The organism is Microbacterium sp., assembly GCF_026393345.1.
Classification (GTDB): Bacteria; Actinomycetota; Actinomycetes; order Actinomycetales; family Microbacteriaceae; genus Microbacterium.
The window spans coordinates 40148-59126 of sequence record NZ_JAPLAI010000032.1; the positions used below are offsets into that span (position 1 = coordinate 40148).

14 protein-coding genes and 1 pseudogene are annotated in these 18979 nt (G+C 67.9%); 9 read left to right on the plus strand and 6 right to left on the minus strand.

The genetic code is table 11. From position 1 onward, the window contains the following. Positions 1-117 precede the first annotated feature (117 nt). Entirely contained in the window at positions 118-2214 is a 2097-nt protein-coding gene (locus NT132_RS04505) for a hypothetical protein (protein WP_297785422.1), read from the minus strand. Here NT132_RS04505 and NT132_RS04510 point away from each other — a divergent pair, their 5' ends adjacent. The 6 genes from NT132_RS04510 (at position 2215) to NT132_RS04535 (ending at position 8132) form a co-directional block, all read left to right on the plus strand. After that, a complete protein-coding gene (locus NT132_RS04510) occupies positions 2215-2385 on the plus strand; it encodes a hypothetical protein (RefSeq protein ID WP_297785425.1) in 171 nt (56 codons plus the stop codon). A 921-nt stretch (positions 2386-3306) separates the two neighbouring features. Further along, positions 3307-3864: a hypothetical protein gene (locus NT132_RS04515; protein ID WP_297785428.1), complete on the plus strand. Its 558-nt coding sequence runs from the start codon at positions 3307-3309 to the stop codon at positions 3862-3864. 277 nt (positions 3865-4141) lie between these two features. Beyond that, a complete protein-coding gene (locus NT132_RS04520; RefSeq protein WP_297785431.1) occupies positions 4142-5020 on the plus strand; it encodes a hypothetical protein in 879 nt (292 codons plus the stop codon). 224 nt (positions 5021-5244) lie between these two features. Next, complete coding sequence (locus NT132_RS04525; protein ID WP_297785434.1) at positions 5245-5853, plus strand: recombinase family protein; 609 nt, start codon at positions 5245-5247, stop codon at positions 5851-5853. A 194-nt stretch (positions 5854-6047) separates the two neighbouring features. Beyond that, positions 6048-6902, plus strand: coding sequence for an NAD(P)-dependent oxidoreductase (locus NT132_RS04530; protein ID WP_297785436.1), 855 nt, complete (start codon positions 6048-6050; stop codon positions 6900-6902). Positions 6903-7133: 231 nt separating this feature from the next. Then, a complete protein-coding gene (locus NT132_RS04535) occupies positions 7134-8132 on the plus strand; it encodes a hypothetical protein (protein WP_297785439.1) in 999 nt (332 codons plus the stop codon). Positions 8133-8444: 312 nt separating this feature from the next. Here NT132_RS04535 and NT132_RS04540 read toward each other — a convergent pair whose 3' ends face one another. After that, positions 8445-9557 (minus strand): methyltransferase, encoded by a 1113-nt coding sequence (locus NT132_RS04540; protein WP_297785442.1) that lies wholly within the window; start codon positions 9555-9557, stop codon positions 8445-8447. A 27-nt stretch (positions 9558-9584) separates the two neighbouring features. Next, positions 9585-9833 (minus strand): DUF4287 domain-containing protein, encoded by a 249-nt coding sequence (locus NT132_RS04545; protein WP_297785445.1) that lies wholly within the window; start codon positions 9831-9833, stop codon positions 9585-9587. A gap of 123 nt (positions 9834-9956) precedes the next feature. Between NT132_RS04545 and acs the strand changes: the two genes are divergently transcribed. Next, positions 9957-11930 (plus strand): acetate--CoA ligase, encoded by a 1974-nt coding sequence (gene acs / locus NT132_RS04550; protein ID WP_297785449.1) that lies wholly within the window; start codon positions 9957-9959, stop codon positions 11928-11930. A 25-nt stretch (positions 11931-11955) separates the two neighbouring features. After that, positions 11956-12411, plus strand: a complete 456-nt coding sequence (locus tag NT132_RS04555; RefSeq protein WP_297785452.1) for a MarR family winged helix-turn-helix transcriptional regulator — start codon at positions 11956-11958, stop codon at positions 12409-12411. Between the two features lie 47 nt (positions 12412-12458). On the opposite strand, the gene NT132_RS04560 is transcribed toward NT132_RS04555, so the two are convergent. From NT132_RS04560 to NT132_RS04570, 3 genes are read right to left on the minus strand one after another with little or no spacing between them, the layout of a single operon-like run. Beyond that, on the minus strand, positions 12459-12626 hold the full coding sequence (locus NT132_RS04560) for a hypothetical protein (protein ID WP_297785455.1): 168 nt from the start codon (positions 12624-12626) through the stop codon (positions 12459-12461). Between the two features lie 60 nt (positions 12627-12686). Then, on the minus strand, positions 12687-13445 hold the full coding sequence (locus tag NT132_RS04565) for an EI24 domain-containing protein (RefSeq protein WP_297785458.1): 759 nt from the start codon (positions 13443-13445) through the stop codon (positions 12687-12689). Beyond that, positions 13439-16318 (minus strand): aminotransferase, encoded by a 2880-nt coding sequence (locus tag NT132_RS04570; protein WP_297785461.1) that lies wholly within the window; start codon positions 16316-16318, stop codon positions 13439-13441. Before NT132_RS04570 ends, NT132_RS04565 begins: the two co-directional genes overlap by 7 nt. A 141-nt stretch (positions 16319-16459) precedes the next feature. Between NT132_RS04570 and NT132_RS04575 the strand changes: the two are divergent. After that, positions 16460-18979, plus strand: a pseudogene (locus tag NT132_RS04575) (ATP-dependent Clp protease ATP-binding subunit); the annotation flags it as partial.

An 18979-nucleotide genomic window follows, 5' to 3' on the forward strand; every position in this document is an offset into this window, starting at 1 on the left:
GTCGGCTTGGTCAACGCCGATCAGATGTGGTGTCTCAGGGGCCGCTCAACGACCGCGATATGGATGGTTGCTCGCTGAGAGACTGCCGCCACATCCTCGATGCACCATACGGCGTAGTTACTTGGCAACTCGTAGACGCTCGAACAACCTGCGCAATTCGATGTCATCGGCGTCGGCGAGAACACTCTGTTGCGCGGGGGGCCGAGTCACCTCCTCGGACTCATCAGGCCTGTTACGAACCGCTTCGTAGGCGTCCAGCCACATGGAGTCCAACGTCGAAAGGCCTACCCGCTCTGCGACCCGCTCCAGTTCGGCAAGTTCCTCCTCGTCTGCGACTTCCTCCAGCGAATAGGTTAAGAGCGTCGAAACCCACTCATCGAATCGTTGCTCCAATTGGTCCGAGCCGATATCGAGGGCATCGGGGGCATCGTCGAGGACGTTCACGACGGCGTCCCATTGTTCGCGGGTGTGCGCCTCCAGCGCGATCCGCGTCGCGCCGGCCCGCGTATCGGGAGACAGGTGGCCCCGCTCGAAGAGCTCGACAACGAGGTCGATCGCCGTTTCGAGGTCGCTCGTCACGCCACGGTTCCAAGCAGTGGAGAGGCGGCTAATCTCTACGCGCATCCACTCGTGATAGCGGCTCGTAGATCTCGACGGCGGACCCGCGTCCGCGAGACCCATCGCGAATAGCAGGCGACCTTCCGGGCCGCGGGCCGCTCGATGCGCAGAGAACCATCGGGCAGTAATCGGTCCCCCGGGGCGACTAAGCGGTGGGGTGCTGAACGTACGCATGACGGCCTCCCGGAGCTCTTCGAGTAGTAGCCGTTCGTTGCGCGGGCTTGACCGCGCCAACTGAGTCGATAGCCAATCCAGCTGCTCGAAGTAGATGGCCGAGCTCCCCAGGCGGACAGCTTCGCTGGGGTTCGAGGCAATCCAGTTGCCCACGAAATCCGCCACGGACGGATCGGCAATCGAAACCTCGGTTGATCTGCGGTATCGGTGCGTCGACCGAGTGAAGGAGTCGTCAAGTGTGGCGAGGGCTGATAGCACCGCCCCTGCTCGCTGTTGGCGCTCCCGACTCGCTGCAAGCATGTCGAATGCTGGCTCAAGCTCTTCAAGGGAAATTGCAGCGGGCATAGTGCTCAGCAAGAGCACGATGTCTCGCGCGTCATCGTCGAGCTGATTCCGAAAGGCGTGGTTCCACACTCGGTCGGGATTGTCCAAGTTGTCCAGCACGTTGGACAACAGCGTTTGGTCTTGAGAGAAGTTCGCCAGGGCGCCAGTAGCGTGCTCGATGATTCGCGGGTTGTAGTTCGGATGATCGATGATCTTCAGGTAGCCACCATCCCGCAGTATCGACTGCTTCTCTCGACTGGATAGCGCACCGGAATGGTACAAGTGGTTGTAGAGGATTAAGCCTCGCTCACGCCGAGAGTAGGACTTGAGCTCGACGAGCAATCGTCTGATTGGCAGGTCGACTCGATCCAGTTCGTCGTACCAGGCCGTTGCTTGTCTGAGAATGTGTTCGCGGGTGGTTAGCACAAACAGTGTGTTCTTCGACGCGCGGCAACGCCGAATGAACGATGCCAACCGCTTGTCTTCGTTCTTGATGAGTCTGTCCTGGAGGAAGGTTGCCCCGAGGAAGTCGTCGTAGAGGAAGATCTGACGCACCTGGCTATCAACAACGGCGTACGCTTCTTCGATGTCCGTAGACACTTCGATTGGTTCGAATCCCTCTGCGACTGCCTCAGCCACGAGCATTCGAGCAACGGTTGTCTTGCCGATACCCGGAGCGCCGGACAGCACCAGCGCCTTTTCGTCGTAGAGGCGACGGCTGGCGGTCTCAAAGACACCGGTATCCACGAACCGAGGGAGTGCATCGGTCAGTTCATCGAGCATTTGGCGGCTTCGCTTCCAGATTGCAGTGTTGACCGCCTGGTCGAGTTGCGCGGCGCTCGTGAGCCACAGCTTGACGTGTCTTCGCTCGACCTCTGGATGCGCATTCAACAGAATCTCCAGATCCTCTGCGCCGATGACGTCACCGTCGGCCGCGATCCAGGGAGTGAGAACCGAACGGAGCTCCCCCTTGTTCGCGGCGGTCAGCGACTTGGAGGTGACGAATAGGTAGCGAGTCGGCGCGGGGTTAAGTGACGATAGCTTTTTCGCTTCCCCCCGCGCGGCTGCCCGCAGTTGCGCGAAGGTGCTTCCTTCCATGTGTTTGCACTGCGCAACCTCGAGAACGCGGGCCGTGCCGCGCGTCCTATCCGCGGGAACGGTAGCGCGGATGTCCACACCAGCATCTGCTCCGCGAGCAAACACTTCGAAGCGAGTTTTCCGCTCAACTCCGAGGAGATCAGCGACAAAGAGTTCAAAGTCGTGATCTGACAGGTTCTTGTAACTTCTCAACCGAGAGACACTCCTCGACTATCGGGCTTTACCACAATCATGGCGGGAGGTTTGGAGAACTCCGCGCGAGTAGGTGACATGTCTGACCGACAATGCGCCGGGCGGGACCGGCATACGCGCGGTCGTCCAAGGTGTTCCGGCGGCGCTTGTCGGGCGTGTCGGGGCTTCCCTCTACTTTGCTGGCATGCCGAGTGGAACCGAATTCCTGCAGATGACGATTGCCATCTTGTCATGACCAGCTGTCGCAGCAGCCACCTGGTTGGCGCGCCAATTCAGCAAAGAGTCGCGTCTGCTGCGGCTCGAACGGTTGGCCGCGATCTACCCCCAACCTTCCGGAGGGCACGATGCAAGAAGAGTTCGCGAAGAGAGTGGGTGGCGCTGGTGCGGAGTTGAACGCGCGACTGGGTCCACTCTTCAAGCAGCAGCGCAGGAGAAAGCGGAAGGTCATCGTTTGGCTCGTCGTTGGGTCTGCGTTCGCTGCCCTGGTCTGGCCAGGCCATGCGGCGCTGGGGCCGGGGGCAGCAACTTCGTAAGTTGGCGCTGGGAGGCATCGGCGTGGCCGCCTCCCTCTTCATCGAGCGTGACACTCGCCGCCAACGTGCTGCCATCAGAGTTGAGCAGGGGGCGAACTCAGCGCGCTCTAGTCAACCCGCTGCCGCTCGTGTCCGTCGAGGCGCCGGGCCCGCGCCCGTCAGCCGAAACTAGCGCGCTCCGGGGCGAACCCCATACGTACATTGCCCGCAAGAGGATCGCGTTGCGTGAGGGGGGCGAGAGGGGGAGTGGCCTCGTCTTTCACGCCACATACCACCGGCACGAATCCGCTGGAGGAAGCTAAAGCCGATCAAATAGAGCAACCGGTCATCGCGTGTCTGCCCTTCGGCTCACTGCTAGCTTGGCCTCGTGCCGCCCACACCCACCCCAACCCCGCTGCTGATTCAGATGGTTGGTGGCAGTGAGAGAGCTCTGTGGTGGGGAGTGCCGGTGATCGCCGGGGGCTTCCTCGTCCTCGGTGCCGTGCTTGGTTATTGGTTCAACCGCCTCCAAGATGAGCGGAAGTTCAAGCGCGACAGCAACCACCGTTGGGACGAGGACGTACTGCAGCATACGTCCGAGGTGATTGCCCTGAGCGACGCGTTTAAGGACGAAGCTGTGGGCTGCATCATCAAGCTGACACTGAGGAGGAAAGAAGTCGGGTCCGACGACCCAATGAGATTGACGTTGCCCTGGGAGGAACGCAAGGTGCTGTTCCCGAAGTACGAACCGCTCACTGCCGAGTGCACCGCCTTGCGACTCGTAGCACCCGAACAAGTTCGCGTTGCAGTGGTCACCCTCGCAACTGAAGCCCGAACACTTCTCTCTAGCTTCTCTACGGTCGGCGCCTGGCCAGATACCGATCGGCTTAGCGACGCCGTGGAGGAACTTGAGAGTGCGGTGCGTAGGCATTTCGATATCAAATGAAGGAGCGCCCATCTTGGAGCGCTCACCGTCTGATGAGTTGCGTCAGCTACTTCTTCGGTGCTGCGTTCGGCGCTCCCACCACTTCAGCTCCTTGAACTCGTGCGGGTTCTTCTGGAGCGGGGATAGCCTCCACCGTTTGAGAGTTGCCGGCGCCGACGACCGCGTGCGCGCATCTGAGCAGGGGGTTCGACGCACGCGCACATGTCTCGCCCCGCGCGCGCAGGAGCACCCTTCTACGCGAACGATCCAGCGCTTGCCGGCCTCGTAGCATATGAGAGTGACTGACCCATTCATCATCGCGGGCGGAATCGCTTCCGCTCCTCTGGTACTCGACGCGGCGAAGCGTCTTCTGGGCCCGAGCCTCGACATGCTTGGGGATGGAATCAAGAGCGGTCTCGTCAACCGTAAGAGCAATGTTCATAAGGTGGCAGAGCGCGCTGACGCGAAGGCCGACACGTCGCAGCCGGGCGCGATACCGCCGCGCGTGGCCTCGGAAGTCTTCGACAAGGCGCAGTGGGCTGAAGACGAATTCGTGGCCGAGTACCTGAGCGGGATGCTGGCGTCTGCTCGAACCCTTGCCGGAATCGACGACAGCGCCGTTTCGTGGACTGCTCTGGTCGGTCGCCTATCGTCGGACCAGCTGCGCCTCCATTACGCGCTGTACTCCGCGGTCCGAGGGAAGGTGGTTGGACAGAAGGTCGAGAATCTAAGCGACTGGGAGAGCAAGCCTGTCTTCGTTGGCTACATGGATCTGATCACCAAGGTTCTGGCTTGGGACGGAGACACGTTTCAGGCACGGGTCATCGAGGCCGGAGTTGGGTTGGAGCGAGAAGGGCTCATCGACACTTTGGCGCACGGTTCGACCGGCTTCTGGGAGAAGCATTGGTCTCCTCGCTCGGGCAAGGCTCTCCCCGACGATCAGTTCGGTTTTCTCATGTTCCAGCCGACTTCCGCCGGCGCGATGTTGTTCTTACGTGCGCACGGTCACAAGCTCGACGCCGGGAAGCTTACCGACGTTGACCTCACCCTGGAGTTCGCGGGTGACCCCAATCAGGCGCCGCTTCCTGTTCCGGGGTATTGGGCCGATGACCTGCCAGTTCTCCAGCAACCGTCGCCGGTTCACGAACAGGAAGATCCGCCTCCAGCGAAAGGCTAGGACTCGTCGTCTCAGCTAGAGGTTGGTCCTGGGTGTCCAGCGCGCTGCGGATGCACGATCGGGAACCTGTGCGACGGCCCGGCAAATGCCAGCGCCATCTGGCATCAACGATCGCAGCGCGCAGCTCACCCTCGATCGCCCGCCGCAGGTGCCGCTATCGTTCACCGCACGCAAGCGGATCCGCAACGAGCGCGGCATTTTGACTTCGGCGAGATGCTGAGCCGATGGATGGAATACAGATTGGGTATGCCAGGGTCTCGACCACCGATCAAGACCTCACGTCTCAGCGCGACGCTCTGTTGCGGATGGGAGTTCGCGAAGCGAACATCTACGTCGATCACGGGCTGACCGGCACGAACCGCGCCAGGCCCGGACTGCGGGAGGCCCTCGCCGCTGTGCGCGAAGGCGACACGCTCGTCGTTACAAAGCTCGACCGGCTTGCCCGATCGTTGCATGACGCCCGCGACATCGCCGACGAGCTGACCGCGAAGGGTGTCGCTCTTAGCTTAGGCGGCAGCAGGCATGACCCGACGGACCCTATCGGTCGGCTGCTCTTCAACGTGCTTGCCATGGTTGCCGAGTCCGAGCGCGACTTGATCAGCATGCGCACGCGAGAGGGGATGGCGGTTGCTCGAGCGAAAGGGAGACTGAAGGGAAAGCAGCCCAAGCTGTCGATGGCTCAGAGAAAGCTGCTGTTCGAGGTGCAGGACCGAGGCGAGTACACCCAAACGGAGATCGCCGAACTCTTCAGCGTCTCTCGCGCCACCGTGTATCGGGAACTCCAGAAGCGCCGGACGGCGTTCCTCGCCACCTGTGAGGCGCACATCTTCTGAATCGACAGTCGGCTCCACTCGTCCGTCGACGAACCCAGGGCGGTCACTGAGCTCGAACTGATCCTCCTCAGCTTGAGACGGCTTGCGACCACCTGGATGCGGACGGTCGGCGTCAACGGCGGAATCACCGACGACTTGGAGAATTCATCTTCTGACAAGGCGACCACCCCGCCCGGATGGAGAAGGATACTTTCATGAAGATTGCTCTCACTGGCTCGTCCGGAAAACTGGGATCTGTGGTCGCACGCGAGCTGCGTAGTGCGGGTCACGACGTCATCGGCCTGGATCTCCACGGCTCCCGCGGCCCCGGGTTCGTGCAGGTCGACCTCACCGACTACGGCCAGGTCATCGACGCCCTCGCAGGCGTGAACGATCAGCATGACGGCGTCGACGCACTCGTGCATCTTGCCGCCATCCCGGCCCCCGGCATCCGCTCCGACGTGGCCACGTTCCACAACAACATGATGAGCACGTTCAACGTGTTCTGGGCTGCCGCGCGGCTCGGCATCACCAAGATCGTGTACGCGTCGAGCGAGACGGTTCTGGGTCTTCCCTTCGATGTGCCGCCGCCGTACATCCCCGTGGATGAGCAATACGCGCCGCGTCCAGAGTCGGTGTACTCACTGGTGAAGACCCTCGAGGAGCATCTCGCGAGGGAGCTCGTGCGGTGGCACCCCTCACTGTCGATCACCGCGCTTCGGTTCTCGAACGTCATGGTCCCCGAGGACTACGCCGAGTTCCCGTTCGACGCGGACGCGCGCACCCGAAAGTGGAATCTGTGGGGCTACATCGACGCGCGAGACGGGGCGCAGGCCGTTCAACGCGCACTTGAGAACGCGCCTGCGGGCTTCGACAACTTCATCATCGCGGCGGCCGACACCGTCATGACCCGCCCCAACGCCGAGCTGGTGGCCGAAGTCTTCCCCGGCGTCGAGACACGCGGCGAGCTGGGCGAGAACACGACGCTGCTCTCCATCGACAAGGCGCGCCGATTGCTCGGCTACGAGCCGCAGTACTCGTGGCGCTCTGGCGCCGGCGCATCCGCTTAGGCCGCGTCCGCACCGGCCTTCACGACGACACGTCAGAACGGTCGCACCCTCGAGGGTGAAGCGCAGGAACAGGTGGCCGTCCGCGACTACGGGCACAGGTAGATGAGACTTCTCACGTCCTGCCCGAACACACATTTCGTGCCCTCTCTCAAGAGACCGGAGAGCCCCAGGCATCGCCGCGGTCGCGGATGCCGACCCCTGCCTTCGACCCCACGGGTGTACGTTGCGGAGATGGAGCCGATCCGTGTCGGACTCGTGGCCGACCCGGCGTCGCCCACTGCGGTGGCCCGCCGGATGACGAACCTCGTCCCGCCGGGCGCCGCGGGTCGAGGAGGCTGGGACATCCAGCTCTTGAGCGAGCCATTCACGCTGGGGAATGAGGACGTTGACACCGCGTTGTCGCGACTGCGGACGGAGCGCAGCAGGCGACAGTGGGAACTCGTCATCGGGGTGACCGAGCTTCCGCTTCGCGATGACGACGGCGGGTACCTGCTGGCTGCAATCGATCCGCAGCGACAGTCGGCGGTGCTCTCGCTCCCCGCTCTCGGCGGGTTCCGCGTTCAGACTCGCGCTCGCGACGCGGTGCGGGGGCTCATCAGCGGGATGACCGAACCTAGATCGAGTGAGGAGCAGCGCGTTCCTCTTCCCGGTCTCAGTGGTCGTGGGCGGGTGCTGATGGGTATGGTGCTCGCCAATCGTCCGTGGCTGCTGGCGGCGGGACTCAAATCCGCACTCGTGGCGGCCCTGGCGACCGGCGCGGTCGCGACAATCCAGCCCACGGTCTGGCAGCTCGCCGCTTCCCTTTCGGGCTGGCGCCTCGTCGTCGCGACCATCGCCTCGATCATGATCGTGGTCGCATGGATCGTGATCGACGGTGAACTGTGGGACCGCCCCGAGAACGGCTCCGCACAGGCGCGGGAACGGTCCCGTCTCTACAACACCTCGACGCTGTTGACTCTGACGGCCGGAGTCGTCATCTGCTACGCGGTGCTGTACGTCGTAAATCTCGCCTGGGCGCTGTTCGTCCTGAACCCCGACGTGCTGGGCGGCTCGCTCGGCGAGTCGGCCGGCTATGGCGATCTGTTCGTGCTCACGTGGTTCGTCGCGTCCGTGGCGACTCTCGGGGGCGCGCTGGGCACGGGGCTGGAGTCGGATGAAGCGATCCGCGCGGCGGCGTACTCGAAGCGTGAAGAGGTGCGACGGGCGCGCTTGGCGGCCGAGCCGGCATAGCGCGTCGCATCAGCGTGGGACGGCGCTTCCCGGCGTCCCACGCGGCGTTCCCGCACGCAGTGACCGGTGCGCGCGCTGCGCGACGCGGCTGTCGGTCGGGAGCGGGTCATCGTCATCATGGAAGAGGTGGTCGTCCGCGACAAGCGGCGGCGGTGAGCCATGAGACTTCTCTCATAGTGCCGCGACCCGGCCGTTTGGGGGACGCGGGGGCACCGCGGTCGTGATGGGATCGAAGAGCGACGGAACCCCCCGGACCGCCCCCAGCTTCTTCCCCGTGAAGCGGTTGGGGGCGGTTTCGTTTCCGGATGCGGGTCAGCCGCGCCGCACGGATGCGGTCACGGTGAACTTCGCGTCACGGGCGACCTGTCGCGTCGGGCCGACCAGGCGCTCGAGCGACTGCCGATACTGCAGCGGCGAGTTCCACACTGTCCACAGCTCGCCGCCCGGCCGCAGCGCCCGCGCCACATCCGCGAACATCCGCGGGGCCAGCGCGTCGGTCACGGCGGCGCCGGAGTGGAAGGGCGGGTTCAGTGCGATGAACGACGCGCTTCCGTCCGGCAGGCTCCGAAGCAGGTCGTCGCGGGCGATGGTTACCCGGTCGGCGACGCCGTTCGCGGCGGCCGTCGCGCGCGCCGACGCCACCGCGGCGGCGGACTGGTCAGACCCGTATACCGGGCGCTCCGGATGCCGTAGCGCCAGTGCGGCGGCGACCACGCCGGTGCCGCAGGCGAAGTCGATGAGCGCATCGTCACCCGGGATACTCTCCGGAAGGCGGGCGAGCAGCATCCGGGTACCGAGGTCGATCGAGGCCCCCGCGAATGTGCCGCCGAAGGCGCAGACGGTGATGCCGTCCACCTCTGCTCGTCGCGGCTGCGGGTCGGCGCCGTCGGGCGGGCCGCGCGAGACGAGCACCCGTGACTTCTGCCGGGCATGCGTGACGTCGACCCGGTCGAACCGCCGGCGCAGCACGTCGTTCATCGCCACCGTCATGTGCTTGATGCGTCCGCCGGCGTGGACGACGACATCCGGCGAGGCGTACGCGGCGATGAGACCCGCGATGTCGTCGAGCGCGTCGAGGGCGCGGGGGAGGCGCAGCAACACCACGGTCGCGCCGCGCACGAGGTCGGCATCGAAGCCGTGTGAGGTGAAGGTGCCGGACAGATCGAGTGCGTCGGCGTTCCGGGCGAGAGCCTGTTCGCCGACGAGCCCGTCCTGGTGGACGCGGATGCTGCGGGCGCCGTCGCGGGCGGCGGCGAGCGTGAGGGCGCCGTAGCCGTCGCCGATCACGACGAGACCGCCGTCGGCAACGCCCGCACGTGCTGCGGCGGACTCGTCCAGGATCAGCCGGTCCGCGGCATCGTGCGCGTCGAGCCCAGGACCTTCGATATCGGGGGCACGGCGCAAGCTCTCGAAGGGGAAGTCCACCTGCCCACGGTACCCGCCGCGCCGCGCTCAGCCCGCGGCGAGCTTCGCCTTCGCGTACGCCACGATCGCGTTGGCATGCCCGTGCCCCAGGCCGTGGTCGTCCTTGAGGACGCCGACGACTTCCATGTGCGGCCGACCGGCATCGAGCTCGGCGACCGCCAGATCGAGCCACTCCTGCACCGGGCGGCCGTACGTCTTCTCGATGCTCGGGAAGTAGGAGGCCGGACCCTTCGGCTTCTCGCCGGAGGACAGGTCGGGAGCGATCACGCGTGCCATGCCGCCAGCGTAGGGGCGCCCGCGGACACTGCGACAGCCGCATCCCGTCACAGTCCGTCACCCGTTTTTGCGCCGCCGGGACGGGCGCGGATGCTGGAACCACCCACCACGACCGGAAGTCCCATGAGTCACGACGACACCATCCGCAGCCTCCTCGACGAACGACGCAGCTTCCCGCCGCCCCCGGCGTTCGCTGCGCAGGCGAACGTGACGGAAGCCTGGCTGCAGCGCGAATGGGTCGAACGGGCGGGGGAGGACCCGGAGACCTTCTGGACCCACCGCGCCGAGGCGCTGGACTGGGCGGAGCCCTGGCACACCGCCCACACCTGGGCGCCCACCGACGGCGACAGCATCCCCGCGGCGACGTGGTTCGAGGGCGGCCGGCTCAACGCCGCCGTCAACGCCGTCGACCGGCACGTGGATGCGGGGCACGGCGACCGCGTCGCGTTCCACTTCGAGGGGGAGCCCGGTGACCGCCGCACCCTCACGTACGCCGAGCTGCAGCGTGAGGTGGCGAAGGCCGCGAACGCCCTCACCGATCTCGGGATCGTGCCGGGCGACCGCATCGTCGTCTACCTGCCGGTGCTGCTCGAGACGGTCATCATCCAGCTGGCCGCCGCCCGCATCGGCGCGGTCCACTCGCTCGTCTTCGGCGGCTTCTCCGCCGAGGCGGTCCGTTTCCGCGTCGAAGACACCGGAGCGAAGCTCCTCGTCACCACCGACGGGCAGTTCCGCCGCGGTGCCGCGGTGCCGGTGAAGGCGCAGGCGGATGCGGCCGTCGCGGGTGTCGACAGCATCGAGCACGTGCTCGTCATCCGGCGCACCGGTTCCGACATCGACTGGACCGAGGGGCGCGACCTCTGGTGGCACGAGACGGTCGGCACCGCATCCGACGTGCACGAACCGGAGTTCTTCGACGCCGAGACGCCGCTGTTCATCATCTACACCAGCGGCACCACCGGAAAACCCAAGGGTCTTGTGCACACCACCGGCGGCTGGCTCACCCATGTCGCGTGGAGCTACTGGGCCGTGTTCGACGCGAAACCCGAGACCGACGTGTACTGGTGCACCGCGGATCTCGCGTGGGTCACCGCGCACAGCTACGAGACCTACGGGCCGTTGTTGAACGGCATGACGAGCGTCCTCTACGAGGGCACCCCCGATACCCCCAGCTGGGAGCGGCACTTCGAGATCCTCGAGCGGTACGGCGTGACGACCTACTACACGGCGCCTACCCTCATCCGTTCGCTCATGAGCCGGTTCCCGGGCGGCCCGCCCGACCGCTTCGACCTGTCGGCGCTCCGCCTCCTCGGCACCGTGGGGGAGGCCATCAACCCGGAGGCGTGGGTGTGGTTCCACACGCACCTCGGCCGCGGTGAGACCCCCATCGTCGACACCTGGTGGCAGTCGGAGACGGGCGCCGCGATCGCCGCGCCGCTTCCCGGCGTGTCGACGCTCAAGCCCGGCTCGGCGCTCACCGCCCTTCCGGGACTGACGGTGCGGGTCGTGGATGCGGCGGGCGTCGAGGTCGGGCCGGGCGGCGGCGGGCTCCTCGTCGTCGACGGCACCTGGCCCGGGATGTCGCGCACCGTCTGGGGCAACCCCGAGCGGTACCGGGACTCGTACTGGAAGCGGTTCGCCGCTCAGGGCTACTTCCTCGCCGGCGACGGCGCCAAACGGGATGCGGACGGCGACCTCTGGGTGCTCGGTCGCATCGACGACGTGATCAACGTGTCCGGACACCGGCTGTCGACGATCGAGATCGAGTCCGCGCTCGTCGCGCACCCGTCGGTCGGGGAAGCGGCCGTGGTCGGCGTCGCCGACGCCGTCACCGGGCAGGCGATCGCCGCGTTCGTCACCGGCGACGGCGACCCGGCGGCGCTCCGCCGCCACGTCCGCGAGGCGATCGGACCGGTCGCGCAGCCGACACACGTGTTCCTCGTGCCGGATCTGCCGAAGACCCGGAGCGGCAAGATCATGCGGCGGCTGCTCGTCGATCTCGTCGACGGCCGTCCGCTCGGCGACACCACCTCGCTGCAGGACGAGACGGTGCCGCCGCGGATCGCCGAGGTCGTCGCCGCGGCGCAGCGGCGCTGACCTCACCGCTGGCTAGCATGGGGGGATGGACAGCCACGCGGTGCCGGCAGAGACCCCGCGGCGCCCGCCCTTCAGCCCGGTGGTGTCCCTCCTCACCATCTCGGCGGTCTGGGACGCACAGCTCGGCACCGCGCTGAAGCGCGTCGGCCTGACCACGCGCAAGTACGCGCTGCTCGCCCACATCCGCGCGACCCCCGGCATCTCGTTCTCGGAACTGGCACGCCGTTCGCAGATCACCGTGCAGACCGCGCACACCGCGGTGCGCTCTCTCGTCATGGACGGACTCGCGCAGGACGGCACGGCTCACGCCGGGTCCGCATCCGATCTCACGATCACGGAGAAGGGTTCGCGCGCGCTCGACGAGGCCGACGCGCAGCTGGCGCGGCTCGATGGGATCTTTGCGACCGGCATCCCGGAGCTGGCCGACGCCTTGCGTGGCCTGCACGAAGAACCGTTCGGGGAGAACCTTCAGCACGACTGAAGGTTGCGTGACTCCGAAAGGAGTCTCCCGGGCTCGGGGAAGAGCGGCTACTTCGCCTTCATGTGCATTGGGAGCGCCATGGCGGCCGTGATCAGCAGGATCCCCGCAACGAACGAGATCGCGGGGAGCAGCTCCCAGATCGTGTCGAGGGAGAACGCGATGCCCATGGCGGCCATTCCGAGCAGGAACAGCAGCAGGGAGACGACGAACAGCATGGCACTCCTTCGGCGAAGACTTCTCCCAGGATACCGGTCGCCGGCGGTTCGTCGAGCCAGTCAGTCTTCCGCCGCGCCGACGGGGATCAGATCTCCGGCCAGCAGGGTGGCACCGACGACCGCCGCGGGCATCGTGATGACAGCGCCGAGCGGGACGAGGAAGCACACCTGCGTGGCGACGCCGAAGCCGAGGGCTCGGGCACGGCGGGTGCGCAGCAGCGCACGTCGAGCGCGCCGGTCGTAGCCGCGCGCGGCGAGGGCTCGGGAACTGAGCTCGTCGGCGAGGAGTCGCCCGGTGAGGACGACCCCGATCACGGTGCCCGCGATCCCGCCGACGACCGGCACCAGACCGAGGAGGAAGGCGAGGATGCCGACGCCGGCGCCGCGGACGATGAGATCGACGCCGTCGCCCACGGATCGCCAGAATCCGGGCCCCGCCTCGGGCACCGTTCCCCCCTCGGCTTCGACGGCACGCCAGATCCGGTCGTAGAAGGGTTCGCCCACGATCAGGGTGAGTGCGGTGAACGTCACGGCGGTGAGGGCCAGGGCGCCCCCGAACACCGCGGCCCCGAGCGCGACGCGCAGCAGCACCGACCACACCCCGGGCCACGCGTCCGCGAACGGGGTGACCGCATCCGTCAGCCACGGCAGCTGCGTCGCGAGGGCGATGAGCGCTGCGCCGAGCACGAGGCTCACGATCGCGGCGGGGAGGAGCCCCCACAGCATGAGCCCGGGGCGGCGCCGCCACCAGCCGAACCCCTGCACGAGCAACCGGACGCCCTGTCCGAACTCGCGGGCCGACCCCGCCGCGGTCACCATCCGCACTCCAGGACGTGGGCGAGTTGATCGACGAAGGTGTCCGCGCTGGCGCGGGAGAAACACATCGGCGGCTTGATCTTCAGCACGTTCTGGTGGTCGCCCGTCGGCTGCGCGAGGATGCCGCGCTCCCGGAGGCGCGCGCAGATCGCGGATGTCTCACGCGTCGCCGGCGCCCACGTCTCCCGGTCCGAGACGAACTCGGGTCCGAGGTACAGGCCGGAGCCGTGCACGGTGCCGAGGATCGGGTACCGCGCGCCGAGCGCGGTGAGCCGGTCGATGAGGTACGCGCCGACCTCGGCGGCATTCTCCTGCAGCCGCTCGTCACGGATCACATCCAGCACGGCCAGGCCCACGGCGGAGGAGACCGGGCTGCCGCCCGCGGAGGAGAAGAAGTAGCCGCCGGCCCGGTAGGCGTCTGCGATCGCCCGGGTGGTGACGACGGCGCCGAGCGGATGCCCGTTGCCCGCGGCCTTCGCCACCGCCACGATGTCGGGCACCACGCCCTGCTGCTCGAATCCCCAGAACGTCGTGCCGAGACGCCCCAGACCCACCTGCACCTCGTCGGCCACCGTGAGGCCCCCCGCCGCGTGGACGGCGTCGTAGACATGGGACAGGTAGCCGGCGGGGAGGGGGATGCCGCCGGCGTTGCCGAACACGGCTTCGGCGATGAAGGCGGCCGGCGCCGCGCCCGCGGCGGCGAGGCGCGCGATCTCCGCCGCCGCATCCTCGGCGTACCGGCCGACGTCGCCGCCCCGATACCGGCCGCGGAATGGGTTTGGCATTTCAACGGTGTGCACCCAGTCCGGCCGCGTGTGCAGTGCGTCGGGGTTGTCGGCGACGGAGGTGGACACCGCATCCGAGAGGAAGGTCCAGCCGTGGTATGCCTCCCGCATCGCCACGACGTCGCGCCGCCCGGTCGCCGCCTGCGCGAGCCGGAGGGAGAGATCCACCGCCTCCGAGCCGCTGTTCACGAGGAACACGGTGTCCAGTGGCTCGGGCAGCAGGGACGCCAGTCGCTCCGCATACTCGACGACGGCGGGGTAGTGGAAGCGGGAGTTCGTGTTCAGCATCCGCCACTGCGCGGAGCTGGCCGCAATCACCCGGGGGTGCGCGTGCCCCACCGCCGTGACGTTGTTGAGCGTGTCGAGGTACACCCGGCCGTGCTGATCGACGAGGTATTCGCGCCAGCCGCGCACCATGACGGGCGGCTCGGCGAAGTAGTGCTCCTGCACGGTCGCGAAGACCGCGTTCCGACGCCGCAGCAGATCGTCGGCGTCGAGGGGCTCGGGAGCGACCGGCACGTCGGCGATGAGCGCCGTCGGATCCGCGGTGACGTGCCGCCAGGCCGCGAGCAGCGACCGTGCCACGAAGGGCGGCGCCAGCACGCCCGCCTGCACCCACGCGGTGCCGGTCACCCTGGCGAGCAGTGCGCCCGCGGTGACCGGGCCGGATGCGGAGGTCGGAACAATCCCGCGGATGCGGAGTTCCACCGGGCCGCCGAGGAGGGTGATGCTGTCGTCGTCGATCCTGGCTTCGCCGTCCCAGGGGGCGTGCAGGTCGAGCGGCTCGGCGACCGTGATGGAAACGCCCAGGGCGGTGTTCACCGGCTCGGCGGTCGACGGCGCATCGGAGCGGGTCAGCCGGCTCTCGCCGAACCGGGTCAGGACGAGGCCGGCGCCTTCGCTCAGCGCCTCGGCCGCGAGACCTCCCTCGATGTCGGCGTCGAGCCAGCGGCCTTCGTCGAGCGCGGGGGAGGAAGTCGACAGGTCGAGCACGTGCGTCGGGCGGGAGTCGGCGATGAGACGGCGCGGCGCGTCGAGCGTCAGCGGCGCCACCCGGCGGCCGGTCGCCGCGGCCACGAGGGCGGTACCGACCTCGATCGGCACCGAGAGTGCCTGGAACAGGATGCGGCGCTCGCCGTCCAGGTTCCCCGCGGCGTAGGCATTACCGGGGTCGCTCGCGATGACGTGGTGTGCGCTGGCGACCAGCGTGGCGCCGCGGAGGACCAGGAGGGGCCAGAATGCCGCGACCTCGGCGTCGGTGAGCGGGCGCACCTCGGCGTAGGCGCGGACGGCCTCGAGTGCGGCGGGCAGCGTGAGACCGTCGTGGTGGAGGAGGGCCGAGAACGTGATGACGATCTCGGCGACGGTCCAGCTGCGGGTGAGGTCCCCGAGATCGATGAGACCGTCCGGGGCGCCGTCCGGCCCCGCCACGACGTTGTCGTCGGTGAGATCGCCGTGGATGGGCTGCATCGGCAGGTGGGCGGCGACCGCATCCAGTCGCCGTTGGGCGTCCGCGGCTGCGTCCGTGAGGAGCGCACGCAGGTCTTGGTCCGCCACCGAGGGCAGCATCACGCGGAGCGCGGCGGCCGCGTGGCGCAGGTCCCACTGCTGCACCCGGTCGACCCCGGGGTGGGCGAAGTCCGCCAGCGCGGCATCCGTCTCGGCGGCGAGCCGGCCGAGCGTCCGGACGGTGTCTGGCCGCAGGTAACGGTCGCCCGAGAGGGTGTCTCCTTCGAGGAAGTCCAGCAGCCGTGCCGAGACCTCCACCCCGGCGACCGCCATGCGGCGCACGGTCGATCCGTCGGGGGCGCGCCGAGCGAGCGGAACCCGGATCCCGCCGGACGCGCGGATGTGCTCCGCCGCCTGCGACTGCGCCTCGAGCTCGACCACGCGGGACGCGGGGTTGGCGATCTTCAGCAGCATCCGGGGCGAGCCGTCGACCGGGGTCAGCAGAACGTTCCGGTCCTGGTGGCTGCCGAGAGAGCGGGCGGATGCGGTGACGCCGAAGTGCTCCGCCGCCAGCCGGGCTGCCGTCTCGTCGTCGAGGGCGGGCGGGGCGTCGGGAACGAGCGGGGCGTCGGGCGCGGTCATGACGGATCTCCGGAGGTCGGCTGGGTCGAGCGTAACGGTTGCCGCTGCCGGGAATACGCCGGGAGGTGGCGCGTTTAGGTTGATACATGTCGCCTCAAGTTCCTAAACTTGAGGCCTATCGACTCAGATTCAGGAGAGTTCATGCCGGAAGACTTCACCCCCGACGCGGGGTCCGAAGGCCAGGGTGCCTTCGACGAATTCCTGGCCCGCTACCTCGAAGGCGAGCGGGCCCGGGAAGCGCGGTCGATCGACCTCAGCCGCTTCCTCGCCGCGCGGACGCAGGAGGTCCTCCAGGCCGCCGGTCGCTACGCGCTGGATCGCGGTCAGCGCGAGCTCGACGCGCTCCACGTGCTGCACGAGCTCGTCGGTGCGTCGCCGGTCCGTGAGGCCGTGACCCGCATCGGTGCGGACCCCGCACGCATCGTCCGCGCCGTCGAGGAGCGGCTGCCCGCCGCGTCCGCCCGCGCCGACGTCGCCGGGGCGGTCATCACCCCCTCGGTGCAGCGCGCGCTGTTCCACGGATTCCAGGTGGCGCGTTCCTCCGGCTCGACCTATGTCGGCCCGGAGCACCTGTTCTTCGCGCTCGTGCTCGCGCAGGACGCCCCGGCCGGCCAGGTGCTGGCCGACGCCGGTGTCACCGCTGAGGCCCTCACCCAGGGCCTGCGCGAGACCGTGGGCGCGCCCGCATCCGCCCCGGAGTCCGCAGCGGACGCCGCATCCGAGACGCCGATGCTCGATAAGTTCGGCACCGATCTCACGGCGCTCGCCGAGGACGGCCGGCTCGATCCGGTCATCGGTCGTGCCGACGAGATCGAGCAGGTCATCGAGATTCTCAGCCGTCGCACCAAGAACAACCCGGTGCTGATCGGCGAGGCCGGTGTCGGCAAGACCGCGATCGTGGAGGGTCTCGCCCGCGCGATCGTCGCCGACGCCGTGCCGGAGCAGCTGCGCGGCCGCCGCGTCATCTCGCTCGACCTGCCCGCGATGCTCGCCGGAGCCCGCTACCGCGGCGACTTCGAGGAGCGCCTCACCGACACCATGAACGAGATCTCCGCCCGGGCGGGCGAGGTCATCGTGTTCATCGACGAAGTACACACCGTGGTGGGCGCCGGTGCCGGCGGCGAAGGTGCGATGGATGCCGGCAACATCCTGAAGCCCCGTCTGGCGCGCGGTGAGCTGCACCTCGTGGGTGCGACCACGCTGTCCGAGTACCGCACCATCGAGAAGGACCCGGCGCTCGAACGTCGCTTCCAGCCCGTCAAGGTGGGGGAGCCGGCGATCGAGGATGCGGTGCAGATCCTGCACGGGCTGCGCTCCGCGTACGAGGAGCACCACCGGGTCAGCTACACCGACGACGCCCTTCGCGCCGCCGTCGAGCTGAGCGACCGGTACCTCACCGACCGCGTGCTGCCGGACAAGGCCATCGCCCTCCTCGACCCGGCCGGAGCCCGGCTCCGGCTGCGGCCCGGCGTCGCCGTCGACATGGAGGCGCTCATGACGGAGCTTGCGACCTTCGCGTCCGCGAAGAACGCCGCCGGGACGCCTCGCGCCTGCGCGACGCCATCGCCGAGGTGCAGACGCGCATCGCCGAGGCCGCAGACCGGGGAGCTGCCGCATCCCGGGGCGCCGTCGTCGACGAACCGCAGATCGCCGAGGTCATCAGCCGGGCCACCGGCATCCCCGTGACACGTCTCACCGCGACCGAGCGGGAGCGCTTGGCGCACCTAGAGGACGAACTGCACGCCCGCGTCATCGGGCAGGACGACGCCGTCACGGCCGTCGCCACCGCCGTCCGGCGCAACCGCACGGGCATGGGGGATGCGGGGCGCCCGGTGGGATCGTTCCTCTTCCTCGGTCCGACGGGTGTCGGCAAGACCGAGCTGGCGAAGGCTCTCGCGCAGTCGCTGTTCGACGACGAGAGCGCCGTCATCCGGTTCGATATGAGCGAGTTCGGTGAGCGTCACACGGTGTCGCGCCTGGTCGGCGCCCCTCCCGGATACGTCGGCTACGACGAGGCCGGGCAGCTGACCGAGCGCGTGCGGCGGAACCCCTACGCGGTGCTGCTGTTCGACGAGATCGAGAAGGCGCACCCGGACGTGTTCAACCTGCTGCTGCAGGTGCTCGACGATGGGCGCCTGACCGACGGTCAGGGGCGCACGGTGGACTTCCGCAACACCGTCGTGATCATGACGAGCAACATCGGCGGCGAGTTCCTCGCCTCCCGCTCCGGCGCCATCGGGTTCATCGCGAACGGGGGCGGAGAGACCGGCTTCGGTTCGGAGAAGGACCTGCGCGACCGCGTCATGGGACGCCTGCGTGAGGCCATGCGGCCGGAGTTCCTCAACCGCATCGACGAGATCGTGCTGTTCCGGAAGCTCGACCGTGAGCAGCTGCGCGACATCGTTTCGCTGATGCTCGAGACCACGCGGGATCGCCTGGTGCGTCGCGAGATCGCGCTCGAGGTCACGGAGGCCGCCGCGCAGTGGCTCGCCGACACCGGCTACGAGCCGGAGTACGGCGCGCGGCCGCTGCGCCGGCTCATCCAGCGCCGGGTCGACGACCGCATCGCCGACCTGCTGGTGCGGGGTGAGCTGGCCGACGGCGGGTCCGTCACCGTCGACGCCGTCGACGGTGACCTCGTGGTCCGCGCCGCAGCGTCGC

Coding starts and splice junctions, on each gene's coding strand:
- NT132_RS04505 (WP_297785422.1), bottom strand. CDS start 2,214: ATGGAAGGAAGCACCTTCGCGCAACTGCGGGCAGCCGCGCGGGGGGAA.
- NT132_RS04525 (WP_297785434.1), top strand. CDS start 5,245: ATGGATGGAATACAGATTGGGTATGCCAGGGTCTCGACCACCGATCAA.
- NT132_RS04530 (WP_297785436.1), top strand. CDS start 6,048: ATGAAGATTGCTCTCACTGGCTCGTCCGGAAAACTGGGATCTGTGGTC.
- NT132_RS04535 (WP_297785439.1), top strand. CDS start 7,134: ATGGAGCCGATCCGTGTCGGACTCGTGGCCGACCCGGCGTCGCCCACT.
- NT132_RS04545 (WP_297785445.1), bottom strand. CDS start 9,833: ATGGCACGCGTGATCGCTCCCGACCTGTCCTCCGGCGAGAAGCCGAAG.
- acs (WP_297785449.1), top strand. CDS start 9,957: ATGAGTCACGACGACACCATCCGCAGCCTCCTCGACGAACGACGCAGC.
- NT132_RS04555 (WP_297785452.1), top strand. CDS start 11,956: ATGGACAGCCACGCGGTGCCGGCAGAGACCCCGCGGCGCCCGCCCTTC.
- NT132_RS04560 (WP_297785455.1), bottom strand. CDS start 12,626: ATGCTGTTCGTCGTCTCCCTGCTGCTGTTCCTGCTCGGAATGGCCGCC.
- NT132_RS04565 (WP_297785458.1), bottom strand. CDS start 13,445: ATGGTGACCGCGGCGGGGTCGGCCCGCGAGTTCGGACAGGGCGTCCGG.
- NT132_RS04570 (WP_297785461.1), bottom strand. CDS start 16,318: ATGACCGCGCCCGACGCCCCGCTCGTTCCCGACGCCCCGCCCGCCCTC.